The organism is Mycetocola sp. JXN-3, from assembly GCF_014522285.1.
Lineage (GTDB): Bacteria > Actinomycetota > Actinomycetes > Actinomycetales > Microbacteriaceae > Mycetocola > Mycetocola saprophilus.
In genome coordinates this window covers 2,543,411-2,558,289 of sequence record NZ_CP041635.1, presented here as the reverse complement: position 1 = coordinate 2,558,289, position 14,879 = coordinate 2,543,411, and the positions used below count along the sequence as shown (strand labels likewise).

At 65.0% G+C, this 14,879-nt stretch carries 16 protein-coding genes; 14 read left to right on the top strand and 2 right to left on the bottom strand.

The window, feature by feature from the left end; genetic code table 11:
- The first annotated feature begins 9 nt into the window (after nucleotides 1–9).
- The 11 genes from atpE (at nucleotide 10) to C7C57_RS11570 (ending at nucleotide 10,068) form a co-directional block, all read left to right on the top strand.
- Complete coding sequence (gene atpE / locus C7C57_RS11620) at nucleotides 10–246, top strand: ATP synthase F0 subunit C (protein ID WP_030142889.1); 237 nt, start codon at nucleotides 10–12, stop codon at nucleotides 244–246.
- A 30-nt stretch (nucleotides 247–276) separates the two neighbouring features.
- The gene (locus C7C57_RS11615; protein WP_030142890.1) at nucleotides 277–834 is read left to right on the top strand and encodes a F0F1 ATP synthase subunit B; all 558 of its coding nucleotides are present in this window, start codon (nucleotides 277–279) and stop codon (nucleotides 832–834) included.
- A 4-nt stretch (nucleotides 835–838) separates the two neighbouring features.
- Nucleotides 839–1,633 carry a F0F1 ATP synthase subunit delta gene (locus tag C7C57_RS11610; RefSeq protein WP_030142891.1) on the top strand — a complete coding sequence of 265 codons (795 nt, stop codon included), beginning with the start codon at nucleotides 839–841 and terminating at the stop codon, nucleotides 1,631–1,633.
- Between the two features lie 56 nt (nucleotides 1,634–1,689).
- Nucleotides 1,690–3,300, top strand: coding sequence for a F0F1 ATP synthase subunit alpha (atpA, locus tag C7C57_RS11605; protein ID WP_187976548.1), 1,611 nt, complete (start codon nucleotides 1,690–1,692; stop codon nucleotides 3,298–3,300).
- Between the two features lie 3 nt (nucleotides 3,301–3,303).
- A complete protein-coding gene (locus C7C57_RS11600; protein WP_030142893.1) occupies nucleotides 3,304–4,200 on the top strand; it encodes a F0F1 ATP synthase subunit gamma in 897 nt (298 codons plus the stop codon).
- Nucleotides 4,201–4,231: 31 nt separating this feature from the next.
- Complete coding sequence (gene atpD / locus C7C57_RS11595; RefSeq protein WP_030142894.1) at nucleotides 4,232–5,680, top strand: F0F1 ATP synthase subunit beta; 1,449 nt, start codon at nucleotides 4,232–4,234, stop codon at nucleotides 5,678–5,680.
- Between the two features lie 2 nt (nucleotides 5,681–5,682).
- Nucleotides 5,683–5,946, top strand: coding sequence for a F0F1 ATP synthase subunit epsilon (locus tag C7C57_RS11590; protein WP_030142895.1), 264 nt, complete (start codon nucleotides 5,683–5,685; stop codon nucleotides 5,944–5,946).
- 31 nt (nucleotides 5,947–5,977) lie between these two features.
- The gene (yaaA, locus tag C7C57_RS11585) at nucleotides 5,978–6,745 is read left to right on the top strand and encodes a peroxide stress protein YaaA (protein WP_187976547.1); all 768 of its coding nucleotides are present in this window, start codon (nucleotides 5,978–5,980) and stop codon (nucleotides 6,743–6,745) included.
- Nucleotides 6,746–6,865: 120 nt separating this feature from the next.
- Nucleotides 6,866–7,888: an adenosine deaminase gene (gene add / locus C7C57_RS11580; RefSeq protein ID WP_187976546.1), complete on the top strand. Its 1,023-nt coding sequence runs from the start codon at nucleotides 6,866–6,868 to the stop codon at nucleotides 7,886–7,888.
- A 188-nt stretch (nucleotides 7,889–8,076) separates the two neighbouring features.
- Entirely contained in the window at nucleotides 8,077–8,868 is a 792-nt protein-coding gene (locus C7C57_RS11575; RefSeq protein WP_187976545.1) for a DUF4192 family protein, read from the top strand.
- A 180-nt stretch (nucleotides 8,869–9,048) separates the two neighbouring features.
- On the top strand, nucleotides 9,049–10,068 hold the full coding sequence (locus C7C57_RS11570) for a PP2C family serine/threonine-protein phosphatase (RefSeq protein WP_187976544.1): 1,020 nt from the start codon (nucleotides 9,049–9,051) through the stop codon (nucleotides 10,066–10,068).
- A 217-nt stretch (nucleotides 10,069–10,285) separates the two neighbouring features.
- On the opposite strand, the gene C7C57_RS11565 is transcribed toward C7C57_RS11570, so the two are convergent.
- Nucleotides 10,286–11,320 carry an asparaginase gene (locus C7C57_RS11565; RefSeq protein WP_043321252.1) on the bottom strand — a complete coding sequence of 345 codons (1,035 nt, stop codon included), beginning with the start codon at nucleotides 11,318–11,320 and terminating at the stop codon, nucleotides 10,286–10,288.
- Between the two features lie 45 nt (nucleotides 11,321–11,365).
- Between C7C57_RS11565 and C7C57_RS11560 the strand changes: the two genes are divergently transcribed.
- A complete protein-coding gene (locus C7C57_RS11560; RefSeq protein ID WP_187976543.1) occupies nucleotides 11,366–11,860 on the top strand; it encodes an OsmC family protein in 495 nt (164 codons plus the stop codon).
- Nucleotides 11,861–11,926: 66 nt separating this feature from the next.
- On the opposite strand, the gene C7C57_RS11555 is transcribed toward C7C57_RS11560, so the two are convergent.
- On the bottom strand, nucleotides 11,927–12,679 hold the full coding sequence (locus tag C7C57_RS11555) for a 1-acyl-sn-glycerol-3-phosphate acyltransferase (protein WP_030142902.1): 753 nt from the start codon (nucleotides 12,677–12,679) through the stop codon (nucleotides 11,927–11,929).
- A 163-nt stretch (nucleotides 12,680–12,842) separates the two neighbouring features.
- Here C7C57_RS11555 and C7C57_RS11550 point away from each other — a divergent pair, with 163 nt between their 5' ends.
- Nucleotides 12,843–13,787: an FKBP-type peptidyl-prolyl cis-trans isomerase gene (locus C7C57_RS11550; RefSeq protein WP_030142903.1), complete on the top strand. Its 945-nt coding sequence runs from the start codon at nucleotides 12,843–12,845 to the stop codon at nucleotides 13,785–13,787.
- A 3-nt stretch (nucleotides 13,788–13,790) separates the two neighbouring features.
- Nucleotides 13,791–14,870 (top strand): 1-deoxy-D-xylulose-5-phosphate reductoisomerase, encoded by a 1,080-nt coding sequence (gene dxr, locus C7C57_RS11545; protein ID WP_187976542.1) that lies wholly within the window; start codon nucleotides 13,791–13,793, stop codon nucleotides 14,868–14,870.
- Nucleotides 14,871–14,879: the final 9 nt, after the last annotated feature.

Genomic DNA, 14,879 nt, shown 5'->3' with positions numbered 1-14,879 from the left:
GAAACACTCGTGGACGCAACTACCGTTCTCGCTGACATCTCTGGAAACATCGGAACCGTTGGTTACGGTCTCGCTGCTATCGGCCCGGCCATCGGTGTGGGTATCGTCGTTGGTAAGACCATCGAGGGTGTCGCACGTCAGCCCGAGCTGCAGTCGAAGCTCCAGGTTCTGATGTGGATTGGTATCGCCTTTACCGAGGCCCTGGCCTTCATCGGTATCGCAACCTACTTCATCTTCCAGGGTTAATCACCCCCTCGCAGACAATAAGGAGGCATCATGCTTCATGCAGCAGTTTTAGCTTCGGGTGAGGCCACGCCTAACCCGATGCTTCCTGCCCCGTACGACATCCTCTGGTCGTCCGTCTGCTTCATCATCATCCTGATTGCGTTCTGGAAGGTCTTCCTCCCCAAGATGCAGGCGATGCTCGATGAGCGTTCGGCTGCTATCGAGGGCAACATCGCTAAGGCCGACGAGGCCCAGCGTGAGGCCGAGGCAGCACTGGAGAAGTACACGGCTCAGCTGGCCGAGGCTCGTGTGGAGGCTGGAGAAATCCGCGAAGCCGCCCGTGAGGATGGCAAGCAGATCGTGGCTGAGGCTCGTGACCTGGCAACCACCGAGGCGTCGCGGATCACCGCTACCGCCAACGCACAGATCGAGGCAGAGCGTCAGAGCGCCCTGGTTTCGCTGCGCACCGAGGTGGGAACCCTGGCCCTGGACCTGGCTGGCAACGTGATCGGGGAGAGCCTGAGCGACGACAAGAAGGCCGCAGGCCTGGTCGACCGCTTCCTCGCCGACCTCGAGGCCGCTCCGGCCTCGACCGTAGGAAAGAACTAACACAATGGGTAGCGCAACCAGAGAAGCACTCGCCGCAGGAACGCAGGCACTGCAGTCGACCGGCGCGGTGGACCAGAACACGGCCACCGAGCTGTTCGCTGTGGGTCGTGCAATTGATTCCAGTGCCCAGCTGCGCGCGCTGCTCGCGGACCCGGCTGCCGAAGCCGCGGTCAAGGTAGCGGCTACGGAGCGTATCTTCGCGAAGGCGGTGAGCGCCACGACCCTCGGTCTGGTGAACTCCGTCGTGTCGCAGCGCTGGTCCACCTCGGTGGACCTGCTCGAGGGCATCGAAGACCTCGGGCTCCGTGCCGCCGCCGTTTCGGCCGGTGCCGAGGCCCCGATCACGAGCGAACTCTTCGAGTTCGGTCAGGTCGTGGCCTCGGACGCCGAGCTGGAACTCGCACTCGGCTCCAAGCTGGGTACGGCAAAGGACAAGGCCGCCGTGGTCACCAAGCTGCTTGAGGGCAAGGCTCTCCCGCAGACCGTGGCCATCGTGGAGCACCTTGTGGCTCAGCCCCGTGGTCGTCGGATCCGTGAGCTGCTGCGTACCGCGGCCGCTACGGTCGCCGATCAACAGGGCTTCGCCATCGCCACCGTGACCAGCGCCGTTCCGCTGAGTGACGCCCAGGTTGAGCGGCTCTCCGCCAGCCTCAGCGCACAGTATGGTCGCAGCCTTCGGGTGAACAAGATCATCGACCCGACCATCATTGGTGGCCTTCGGGTTCAGATCGGCGACGACGTGTTCGACGGAAGCGTTTCGACGCGTCTGTCGGAACTCCGACTTCAGCTTGCTGGCTAGCACAGCCAGACAAATTCGCAGGAGACCTTATCGTCTCCGCACAGATAGGGAAGAAGATGGCAGAACTTACGATCAGCCCCGACGAGATCCGTGATGCTCTCAAGGACTTCGTATCGGCATACGAGCCCGGCTCGGCCTCCAAGACCGAGGTGGGCCACGTGGTTGACGCCGCGGACGGCATCGCTCACGTTGAGGGCCTCCCGGGCGTAATGGCTAACGAGCTCATCCGTTTCGCGGATGGCACGCTTGGTCTCGCCCAGAACCTCGACGAAAACGAGATTGGTGTTGTTGTTCTCGGTGAGTTCGGCGGCATCGTCGAGGGCCTCGAGGTCACTCGCACCGGTGAGGTTCTCTCCGTTCCGGTTGGTGACGGCTACCTGGGTCGCGTTGTTGACCCGCTGGGTAACCCCATCGACGGTCTCGGCGAGATCGCTACCGACGGTGTCCGCGCCCTCGAGCTCCAGGCTCCCGGCGTGATGCAGCGTAAGAGCGTGCACGAGCCCATGATGACCGGTATCAAGGCTATTGACGCCATGATCCCCGTCGGTCGCGGTCAGCGTCAGCTGATCATTGGTGACCGTCAGACCGGTAAGACCGCAATCGCGATCGACACCATCATCAACCAGAAGGACAACTGGGCAACCGGTGACCCCTCGAAGCAGGTTCGCTGCATCTACGTAGCAATCGGCCAGAAGGGCTCCACCATCGCCTCGGTGAAGGGTGCCCTGGAAGAGGCCGGCGCGCTGGAGTACACCACCATCGTGGCGTCCCCCGCATCCGACCCCGCAGGTTTCAAGTACCTCGCTCCGTACACCGGTTCGGCCATTGGTCAGCACTGGATGTACGACGGCAAGCACGTTCTCATCGTGTTCGATGACCTCTCCAAGCAGGCCGAGGCCTACCGTGCCGTGTCGCTGCTGCTGCGTCGTCCGCCGGGGCGTGAGGCTTACCCGGGTGACGTCTTCTACCTGCACTCCCGTCTGCTTGAGCGTTGCGCCAAGCTCTCCGACGAGCTGGGTGCCGGTTCGATGACCGGTCTGCCGATCATCGAGACCAAGGCAAACGACGTCTCCGCATACATCCCGACCAACGTGATCTCGATCACCGACGGTCAGATCTTCCTCCAGTCGGACCTGTTCAACGCGAACCAGCGCCCGGCAGTGGACGTGGGTATCTCCGTGTCCCGTGTGGGTGGTGACGCTCAGGTCAAGTCGATCAAGAAGGTCTCCGGTACCCTCAAGCTCGAGCTGGCTCAGTACCGTTCGCTGGAAGCCTTCGCAATGTTCGCTTCGGACCTGGACGCCGCTAGCCGTCGTCAGCTGGCCCGTGGTGCACGCCTGACCGAGCTGCTCAAGCAGCCGCAGTACTCGCCGATGCCGGTCGAGAACCAGGTCGTTTCGATCTGGGCCGGTACCAACGGCAAGTTTGACACCGTTCCGGTGGAGGACGTTCTGCGCTTCGAGAAGGAGCTGCACGACTACCTGGCTCGCAACACCGAGGTTCTGAAGACCCTCCGCGAGACCAACGTGCTCGACGACGACACTCGCGACGCACTCTCGGCCGCCGTTGACGCCTTCTCCAAGGAGTTCATCGCCAAGGGTGAGCAGGACGCAGAGGTAGTCGAAGCCGAAAACGACCAGGAAAAGATCGTCAAGGGACGTCGCTAACCCATGGGTGCACAGCTCCGGGTCTACACGCAGAAGATTAAGTCCGCGCAGACGACCAAGAAGATCACCAAGGCGATGGAGCTGATCGCCGCGTCCCGTATTCAGAAGGCGCAGGCGCGCGTGGCGGCTTCCGGGCCGTACTCGCGGGCCATCACCCGTGCGGTTTCCGCGGTGGCAACGTACTCCAACGTGGAGCACGTTCTCACCACGGAGCCGGCCGAGATCAAGCGTGCCGCGGTGGTTGTATTCACCTCGGACCGCGGTCTCGCGGGTGCCTTCAACTCGCAGATTCTGCGGGAGGCCAACGACCTGACCGAAGAGCTTCGCGCTGAGGGCAAAGAGGTGATTCACTTCGCTTACGGACGTAAGGCCGTTGCGAACTTCACCTTCCGCAAGCAGCCGCTCGCCGGTCAGTGGGTTGGCGAGGCCGAGAACCCGACCTTCGCCGCGGCGAAGGAGATCGGTGAGGCCCTGCTGGATTCCTTCCTGAAGGATGAGGCAGACGGTGGCGTGGACGAGATCCACCTCGTCTTCAACCGCTTCGTGAGCATGATGACGCAGACCCCTCAGGTTCTGCGCCTGCTGCCGCTCGAGGTTGTTGAGGGTGTGGAGGCTCCGGACAAGTCCGAGGTTCTCCCGCTGTACGAGTTCGAGCCCGACGCCGAGACGGTTCTGGACGCCCTGCTCCCGGTATACATCGAGAGCCGGATCTTCAACGCTCTCCTGCAGTCGGCTGCCGCAAAGCACGCCGCCACCCAGAAGGCCATGAAGTCCGCCTCCGATAACGCCGACAAGCTCATTACCGACTACACCCGACTGCGTAACAACGCACGTCAGGCGGAGATCACCCAGCAGATCTCCGAAATCGTCGGTGGAGCAGACGCCCTGGCGTCCTCCTAGAAGTTTTTCGAGAACGAGAGAGAAGAAAGCTATGACAACCACCGCCGATGCCACGGCGACCGAGCAGACCGCCGTTGTCGGTCGTGTCGCTCGCGTCACCGGCCCGGTCGTTGACATCGAGTTTCCGCACGATGCGATCCCCGGGATCTACAACGCGCTGAAGACCGAAATCACGATCGGTGACGAGACCACCACCCTGACCCTCGAGGTTGCCCAGCACCTGGGCGACGACCTGGTTCGCGCCATCGCCCTGAAGCCGACCGACGGTATCGTCCGCGGCCAGGAGGTTATCGACACCGGTCTGCCGATCTCCGTACCCGTTGGTGATGTCACCAAGGGTAAGGTATTCAACGTACTGGGCGAGGTCCTGAACGGTGACGCCATCGAGGTTTCCGAGCGCTGGCCCATCCACCGCACCCCGCCGCCCTTCGACCAGCTCGAGTCCAAGACTCAGCTGTTCGAGACCGGTATCAAGTCGATCGACCTGCTGACCCCCTACGTACAGGGTGGAAAGATTGGTCTGTTCGGTGGTGCCGGTGTGGGTAAGACCGTTCTGATCCAGGAGATGATCCAGCGTGTTGCGCAGGATCACGGTGGTGTGTCGGTCTTCGCCGGTGTGGGTGAGCGTACCCGTGAGGGTAACGACCTGATCCACGAGATGGAAGAAGCGGGCGTGTTCGACAAGACCGCGCTTGTGTTCGGCCAGATGGATGAGCCGCCGGGGACCCGTCTCCGCGTGGCACTGTCGGCCCTGACCATGGCGGAGTACTTCCGCGATGTTCAGAAGCAGGACGTGCTGCTCTTCATCGACAACATCTTCCGATTCACCCAGGCGGGTTCGGAGGTGTCGACCCTGCTGGGCCGTATGCCTTCGGCCGTGGGTTACCAGCCGAACCTCGCGGACGAGATGGGCCTCCTGCAGGAGCGCATCACCTCGACCCGTGGTCACTCGATCACCTCGCTGCAGGCGATCTACGTGCCGGCCGATGACTACACCGACCCGGCTCCGGCGACCACCTTCGCCCACCTGGACGCCACCACCGAGCTGTCGCGTGAAATCGCGTCGAAGGGCCTCTACCCGGCCATCGACCCGCTGACCTCGACCTCGCGGATCATGGACCCGCGTTACTTAGGTGAGGACCACTACCGCGTGGCCACCACGGTCAAGTCGATCCTGCAGAAGAACAAGGAACTCCAGGAGATCATCGCGATCCTCGGTGTTGACGAGCTCTCCGAGGAAGACAAGATCACCGTGTCGCGCGCACGTCGTATCGAGCAGTTCCTGTCGCAGAACACCTACATGGCGAAGAAGTTCACCGGTGTTGAGGGTTCGACCGTCCCCCTGCGCGAGACCATCGAGTCCTTCGATGCCATCGCCAAGGGTGAGTTCGACCACGTCGCCGAGCAGGCCTTCTTCAACGTCGGTGGTATCTCCGACGTTGAGGCCAAGTGGGCTCAGATCCAGAAGGACAACGCCTAATCATGGCCGTTCTTTCCGTCAGTGTTGTTTCGGCTTCCCACGAGGTGTGGACAGGCGAAGCGAAGCAGGTCGTTGCTCGTACCGTCGAGGGTCAGATCGGTATTCTTGCCGGTCACGAGCCGCTGCTGGCCATCCTGGCCAACGGTGAGGTTCGGATCACCCTCGAAAACGGCGAGAAGATCGTTGCTCAGGCGGACGGTGGATTCCTCTCGGTTGAGCACAACTCCGTGAGCATCGTCGCCGGCGCTGCCTCGCTCGTCGGCTAGTTCGCCCGCTTCACCCCTACGACCCGCCCCCGTGTTTATTCTGCTGCCTCCTTCGGAGACCAAGCGGCAGGATGAACCGGGGGCGGTGTCGTTTAACGACGACCTCTACTCGGGGCTGCGTTTTCCCGAACTGGGGATCGTCCGCCAGGAACTGGTGGCCGATCTGGAGCTGCTGTGCGCCGATCCGGTGGCCGCCGCCGCGGCTCTCAAGCTCGGTGCCCGGTTGGCGGGGGAGGTGGCGCTGAACACCGCGCTGGAATCCGCCCCGCGCCTGCCCGCGCTGGAGCGCTACACCGGGGTGCTGTTTGACCCCATCGAAGCCCCCTCGCTCTCGCGTGCCGAGCGCACCTGGGCGGCCGCCCACATTCTGATTCAGTCGGCCCCGTTTGGGCCGGTGGGCGCGATGGACCCGCTGCCCAACTATCGACTTTCGGCCACCGGGAAGGTGCCGCCGACCACGCTCAAGAAGCGCTGGTCCGCAGCCGGCGCTTCGGCCCTGGCCTCCCTGCGCGGTTTTGTGCTGGACCTGCGCTCGGAGGCCTATGCGGCGCTCTCGCCGCTGGCCCCCACCGGCAACCACGCGTATCTGCGTGTGGTCGCCGCCCCCGCGCCCGGGCAGAGCACGCCGGGCAACGCCCTCAACCACTTTAATAAGAAGACCAAGGGCTTGCTGGTCGCCCGGCTGCTGGCCACCCGTCCTGGCTGTCGCAACGCCGCGCAGTTTGTCGAATGGGCGACCGAGCAGGGCTTCACAGCATCGATTGTCGACGGTGAGATTCGCTTCGAGGAGCTGCGGTAGGACGTGCAGGGGCCGCGTCCCGGGTATTTACCGGGGAATAGACTGGAGGCTGCGTCCGGGATGCCGAGCTAGTTGCGTCCCGGAACCCCCACGCACATCTCATACCCAGGAGCCCGCTACATGACCGATCTTGTCGCCTTCGCCCACGGCCTACCCAAGGCCGAACTGCACCTCCACCTCGAGGGCACCCTCGAACCCGAACTGAAGTTCGCCCTCGCCGCCCGCAACGGCATCGAGCTGGCCGAGAAGACGGTGGAGGAGGTCCGCGCGACCTATAACTTCCACGACCTCACCAGCTTCCTGCAGGTCTACTACCCGGCCATGGGTGTGCTGCAGACCGCCCAGGACTTCCGGGACCTCGCCTATGCCTACCTGAAGAAGGCCGCGAGCCAGGGGACCCGGCACGCCGAGATGTTCTTTGACCCGCAGGCTCACACCTCGCGGGGTGTCCCGTTCTCGCACGTCATCGGTGGTTACCGTCAGGCGATCATCGAGGCGCGCGCCGACTTTGGCATCCAGGGTGAGCTGATCCTCTGCATCCTGCGTGACTTCTCCGCCGAGTTCGCGATGGCCACGCTGATGGAGGCGCTGCCCTATAAGGACTGGATCCTGGGCCTCGGCCTCGACTCCGATGAGCGTGGCAACCCGCCGGCAAAGTTCGCCGCCGTCTTTGCGCGCGCGAAGGCCGAGGGATTCCTGCTGACGATGCACTGCGATATCGACCAGGAGGGGTCGATCGAGAACATCCGCCAGGTTATCGAGGACATCCAGGTGGACCGGATCGACCACGGCACCAACATCGTCGAGAACGACGCCCTGGTCGAGGCGGCCAAGGCCCGCGGGCTGGGTTTCACCACCTGCCCGATCTCCAACTCGTTTGTGACCGACCAGATGAAATCCGATGAGATTGTTGCGCTGCTGCGTCGCGGCCTCAAGGTCACGATCAACAGCGACGACCCCGCCTACTTCGGTGGTTACGTGGCCGATAACTACGTGGCTCTGGCCGAGAAGGCCGACCTGGGCATCGAGGAGCTCGCCCAGCTCGCCCGGAACTCGTTTGAGGCCTCCTGGCTGACCCCGTTCCGCCGCGACGCCTACCTGGCCGAGGTGGATGCCTACGTGGCGGCCTTTACCGCCGCCTAGACGCCTCGGGCGGATTCGTCCGCGATGGCCTGGACCACACCGTCCCGGATGTCGCGGATGCGCCGTGACGCCCGCGTCTCCCATGGGGGAGACGCGGGCGTTTTCCACAGATGCAACGTGTTCGTGAGTTATCCACAGAGCGGTTTCCGGGTGGCGTACCGGGCACCGGAGCGGGTGAGGCTTGGGGCATGAAACCATTCCACGCCCACACACCCGACGCCTTCCTGCGCGTTCTTCCCCGACTGCTGGGGTTTGCTCCGCGCCGCTGCATCCTGCTGGTCGCGTTTAACGCCGACCACACCTGCGGGCTCCTGCGCTTTGATCTGCCACGCCGCGCGGGGCAGACCGATCTGTACGAGGCGGCGTTTGGGCTGCTCTCGGCCGAACCGGCCCCGCACTACGATGCCTCGGTGCTGGGTGCCCCGCCGGGGCCAGGAGACACCACGGTGAGCGATTCTGCCGCAGGGAAACTCTCGGCGGAAGTTCCCGCGGCGAGTGCTGCGGCCGCGGGGGATTCCTCGGCGGGAGGCGATGCGGTGAACGACGTTGCCGAGGGGGAGACCTCGGCGGGAGGCTTCGCGGCGAGGGGCGGGGCCAACGGGGAGACCTCGGCGGGAGGCATCGCGGAGAAGGGCGGAGCCACGGGGGCGAAGGCGATGTCCGCGGCCGATGTCGAGTGGGTGCGGACCCTCGATAACCGAGCGCGCGCGATGATCGGGGTGTTCTGTCGCATTCCCCACGCCGAGTCGATTCTGCCCGTGGTCTATACCGATCGCTCGATCGGTCGCATCCGCGCCTCGAGTTCGCTGCCCTGGCGAGACTTCGTGGGGGAGGTGCTGACCTATGCGGAGATCGCCGGGTACCCGGTGCGGGATGCACTGGTGGTTTCGGGCTCACACTGGGGTCATTACCTGGCCGAGCCGGGGACTCCGGCGGTCCGGCGATTGTCGCTACCGTCCGACGCGCCGCCGGATCGGTAATGTAATCTTTGAGGCGAGTCGGTGGCCAATTCCCAGCAAAAACGGTACCTTCTGACATACCCTGAGCCGGTTCGAAGTCGCGCGTCGGGGTTGAACCTCGGTAGACTCGTCGAACGAGGAAACAATACTCGGTGCCAATGTGTCGCCGGTTGCGAGAACAATTGGCCGAAAGGAATCCACGTGAGCGAGCTTGACGTGCATAGCGGCTCGTACCGTGTTCCCCGATCCGAGGGTGCAGACCTCATCATCCGATGGGCGAGTGCCACCGATACCGGCCGAAAGCGCGAGGTCAATCAGGACGCCCTGATCGCCCGCTTCCCTCTGTTTGTTGTCGCCGATGGCATGGGCGGGCACGAGGCCGGCGAGGTTGCCTCCGCGGCGGTTGTTGATCACCTTGGGACCCTCCTGGACAGCGGTGCCACCGTGAGCCGGGAAAACCTGGAAAACTCCCTCCGCGGTGCGGTGCACCAGATGGCCGAGGCAGTTGGCCCGTCCGAGCTGGGCACGGGCACCACAATCACCGGCGTGGTGTATGCCGGTGCCGGCGCGGCCGAGAGTCAATGGTCGGTGCTGAACATCGGCGACTCGCGGGTTTACCGCCTCGCCGAGGGTCGTCTGGATCAGATCACCGTCGACCACTCGATCGTTCAGGAGCTGCTCTCCGCGGGGGCGATCAGCCCCGCCGAAGCCGAAAACCACCCGCACGGCAACGTGATTACCCGGGCGGTGGGCCTCAACGAGGACCCGATTCCCGACTACGTGACCGTACGCACCTCACCCGGGGCACGCTGGGTCGTCTGCTCCGACGGGCTGACCAAGGAGCTGACCGACTACGGAATCCAGCACTTCCTGGAGACCTCAGAGACCCCCGCCGATGCGCTGCTGGCCATGTTCACCGCCGCCCTCGGCAACGGTGGACGGGATAACATCTCGGCCATCGTGTTTGACGAGCTCCTCGACGACGCGAGTATCGCCGCCGAAACGCCCGGTACTCCCGAAACGCCCGGTACTCCCGAAACGCCCGGTACCCCCGAAACGCCCAGTACCCCGGAAGCCCCTGGTGCTCCTGCGGCCCACTCGGCTGTTTCCACTCAGGCGTTTGCCGAGGAGACAACCATCGAAGCGACCGCTCACGCCGCCGCCGACGGTGCCGCCGTGCCCGACACGGCCACCGAAGCGGCCCACCCCAGCGCCTCCTAGGCGCAAACGCCGCTCGAGCAGTCCCTCGCAGCGCCTGCGCCGAGGCGATAGCGTCGCTGCGGCATCGGTGCGCGCCCGCAAGGCGATGAACCGCACTGCGTCCCGCTAGCTGCGCTCGCGCCCGCTAGCGCAGCACTTCCGCCTGCGAGCGCTGTGCGCCTTCCCGCTAGCGGGGCTCCCGCCAGCTGGCGGCGCGCTCGCGTCCGCTGCTGCCCCGCTACGGGCGTGCGATCAGCGGGGAGACCCGGATGTCGCCGACGACCGCGCCGCCGCCGGAGAGGTGCAGCGGAAGGCGGGTGAGGGTTTCCGCGACGTCCGCGGGGTCCAGGGCACCGGCATCGGCCAGCAGCGTCAGGGCCACCAGGGCACCGGCCCGGGCGCTGCCGTCGAGGATCTTCACGGCGGCGGTGGTGCCATCGGGGGCCGAAACCACCATGACGCCCTCGGCACCGGTCTTGGCAAAGGCTCCGTGACGGTCGGCGATGATCGTGTCCGGGCGGCCGGGACCGTCGATGCCCCAGGCATCGGCCAGAACCGCGTCCACCAGGATGCCCGCGTTGCGGTACAGCGCGAACGGGGAGGAGGCCGAGGAGGTGCGAATCCGCGCGTATCCGCGCGCGAGTGCGGCCAGGGAAATCGCGAAGACCGGGGCACCGCAGCCGTCCACGCCGGTGGCAACCGGACGCTCGCCACAGAACCGCTCGATCACGTCCCGCACCTGCTGCTGAACCGGGTGCTGGGGATCCAGATAGCTCTCCACCGGCCAGCCGTTCTGCGCGCAGGCCAGCAGCATCGCCGCATGCTTGCCCGAGCACTCCATGTAGATCGGGGCGGGCTCGACATTGTCGCGAAGCAGCTCGGTGCGGGTCGCGTTATCGCGCGGCAGGGCGGGCGGGCACTGCAGGGCAGCCTCGGTCAGACCCGCCTGGGCGATCATGCTGCGCACCACCTGGATATGACGCTGGGTACCCGCATGGCTCGCGGTGGCCAGGGCGGCGGCGGCCGAGCGCAGACCCACGCCGGCGTTCATCATCGCGATCGCCTGGAACGGCTTGAGCGTGGAGCGGGGGAAGATCGGGGCATCGGGATCACCGATCGAGCGGACCACCTCGGCGTGCTGATTCAACACGATCGCCGAACCCGCATGACGGGACTCGACAAAGCCGCTTCTCACCACCTGCGCCAGCTCGACGGCGCGCGCGGCGCTAAAGGTTTCGGCACGAATCGGGGAGGCAGCTTCGGAAGTAGTCACCGATCCAGCGTACCCGGGATGATGGGCTCATGTCAGAATGACACCATGATCGGAGAACACAACTACCTCGTCCGGGTCACCTGGGACGGCAACCGCGGTACCGGCACAACCGGTTACCGAGACTACGATCGCGACCTGACGGTGCGAATTGACGGGAAACCCGACCTGCTGGGATCCTCCGATCGTCCGTTCCGTGGCAACCCCGCACGCTGGAACCCCGAGGACCACCTGCTGACCGCGCTCTCGGAGTGTCACCTCCTCAGCTACCTCCACGCGGCCGTGACCGCGGGTGTGGTGGTGACCGACTACGTGGATGAGGCACGTGGCACCATGCGCGAGGACAGACGCGGCGGGGGTGCCTTCACCGACGTCCTTCTCTCCCCGGTGGTCACCGTCGCCGACGCGAGCATGGTCGAGGCCGCCCACGCCGCCCACGCCGAGGCCAACCGGATGTGCTTCATCGCCAACTCGGTGAACTTCCCGGTGCGGCATGAGGCCACCATCCTGGTAGCCGGTGCCTCCGCCGAGCGGGACGCCTAAATCGGCGGCGAGCAACCCGCAGACACAAAACCCGCGTGCCCAGGGGCACGCGGGTTTTCGGTGGAACTAGAGGCGTTCGCGGCGCCACAGGGCGCGCTTGGCCTTCTCGATAATGTCGTGGGGCGGGGACTCGTTGTACTCGTTGGCGAGCTCCTGCTCGCTCAGCGCGTGAATCGCGGCCATGATCTCATCGGTGGCCAGGCGGCGAGCCCGACCGCTGTTGGCGGGACCGTGAACCGAGACATCGATCGGCTCACCGTAGCGGATCTTCACCTTGGCAAAGCGCGGGACCTTGGCACCAACCGGCATCATCTTATTGGTGCCGATCAGACCCACCGGAACCACCTTCGCCCCGGTGGTCAGCGCGAGCCAGGCCACGCCGGTGCGACCCTTGTAGAGGCGGCCATCCAGCGAGCGGGTGCCCTCGGGATAGATCGCAAACGCGTTGCCACCCTCGAGGATCTGGCGACCCTGTTCGAGCGCCTCCTGCGCCGCCTGTCCGGCACCGCGGCGCACGCCGACGGCTCCGATCGAGGTAAAGAACATCTTGGAGAACCAGCCCTTGATGCCGGTGCCCTCGAAGTACGCGGACTTGGCCAGGAACTGAACCCGCCGCGGTGCCAGGACCGGAATCACGATGCTGTCGATAAAGGAGAGGTGGTTGCTCGCGATGATCACGGGCCCCTCCAGCGGAACGTTCTTGGTGCCCTCGATCTTGACCCGGTACACCATCTTGGCGAGCGGAAACATGATCGCTCGGCCCAGGTGGTAGACAAAACCCGGGCGCTGAAGCGGCTCGTTCGGCGTGTTCTCGGTCATTAGATTGAGGGTACTAGGGTCCACATGCCCGCCGGGTTATGTTCTCGGCGCGGCGTTAACCTGGGGATTTCGTCCATCGGCAGTGCACATCTCAGCAACGTCGGGCAGACTGGTACGCGGTGGCATGTTCACATGCCCGTCGATCGCAGAGAAAGTTATCCGAGTGAAAATTCGTTCCAGCCTTGCCCTTGCCGCCGCGGTATCCGTCCTTCTGGTCGGCTGCACGAGCACCAACAACTCCGCCGAGGTCGAAAAGGGGTGTTTCACCTTCCCGACCGGCAAGCAGCTGGACTCGGCTAAGATCGGCGATAACTTCGGCAAGGAACCGAAGATCGACATTGCCAAGGGAACCAAGGTTGAGACCTCGCAGTCGCGCGTGATCGTCGAGGGTAAGGGCGAGAAGGTTCGTCCGAACGACACCGCCGTCGCCGACATCTCGCTCTACAACGCCACGACCGGCGAGTTCGCGTTCAAGGCCCCCTATAACGGCCAGGGCAGCAACTCGGTGCAGATCAACGAGCAGTTGATCGAGAGCATCAGCGCCGCCGTGGGTTGCCACACCGTCGGCTCGCGCGTGGCCGTGCTGGCCGCCCCCAAGGACCTGTTTGGTGCCCAGGGCAACGAGCAGCTGAAGATCGGTAAGGACGACTCGGTTCTGATCGTGGCCGACATCATCTCCAACGAGAAGGCCCCCAAAGCGCGCGAGCTCAAGGGTGACTACAAGGATGCTCCCAAGGTCGAGTTCCCCGGCAACGGTGAGGCCCCCAAGGTGACCCTGCCGGACACCAACCCGCCCAAGGAGCTGACCATCGAGGTGCTGGAGAAGGGTGACGGTCCGGTGATTGCCGAGACCGACGCTCCCAAGCTGCAGACCGTCGGCATCAACTGGAACACCGGTGCCACCTTCCAGAAGTTCGACTCGGTGCTCGACATCGCCGCCAACGGCTACGTGCCCGGGTTCTCCAAGGCGATCATCGGCCAGACCAAGGGCTCCAAGATTCTGGCGATCCTGCCCCCGGCCGACGGCTACGGTGCCGGCGGTAACGCCCAGGCCGGTATCGGTGGCAAGGACACCATCGTCTTTGTGATCGACATCGCAAAGGACTAGTTCGTGCGTAAGGTCATTATTCTCGGGTCGACCGGATCGATCGGCACCCAGGCCCTGGACGTGATCCGGGCCAATCGGGAACGCTTCGAGGTGGTCGGTCTGATCGCCGGAACCGACCGGGAAACCCTGGATGCTCAGGCGGCCGAGTTCGGTGTTGAGCACACCGGGCTCGGCGTCGCCGCCGCCGAGGAGATGATTCGGGACGTCGAAGCCGACGTGGTGCTCAACGGCATCACCGGTTCGATCGGCCTGGGACCAACCCTGGCCGCGCTGCGGGCGGGGCGCACCCTGGCGCTGGCCAATAAGGAGTCGCTGATCGTCGGGGGAGACCTGGTGAACGATCTGGCAGCTCCCGGGCAGATCGTCCCGGTGGACTCCGAGCACTCGGCGATCGCCCAGGCCCTGCGCGGCGGTGCCGCCCACGAGGTGCGCCGCCTGGTGCTCACCGCATCGGGCGGTCCGTTCCGCGGGCGCAGCCGCGAGTCGCTTGCGGGGGTTACCCCGGCCGAAGCGCTCGCGCACCCCACCTGGGATATGGGGCTCATGGTCACCACCAACTCCTCGACCCTGGTGAATAAGGGACTCGAGGTCATCGAGGCACACCTGCTGTTCGGTGTGCCCTATGACCGGATCGACGTGGCCGTGCACCCGCAGTCGATCGTGCACTCGATGGTTGAGTTCATCGACGGCTCGACCCTCGCCCAGGCCTCCCCGCCGGACATGCGTCTGCCGATCTCGCTCGGCCTGGACTGGCCGAACCGGGTCGCCGGGGTGGGGGCGCCGCTGGATTGGACCACCGCCCAGACCTGGACGTTTGAACCGCTGGATAACGCCGCCTTCCCGGCGGTCGAGCTGGCAAAGACCGTGGGGCGTGCGGGGCTGAGCTACCCGGCCGTGTACAACGCGGCCAATGAGCAGGCGGTTCTGGCCTTCCATGCGGGAGCCCTGGACTACCTGGGCATCATCGACACCGTGCGCGCGGTCGTGGAAAAGCATGAGGCCGAGGACGCGCTGACCCTGGAGTCGCTGGCCGAGGCCGAGCGCTGGGCCCGGGCCACCGCGGATGCGCTGATCGCCGGTTAGTCGCGCGGA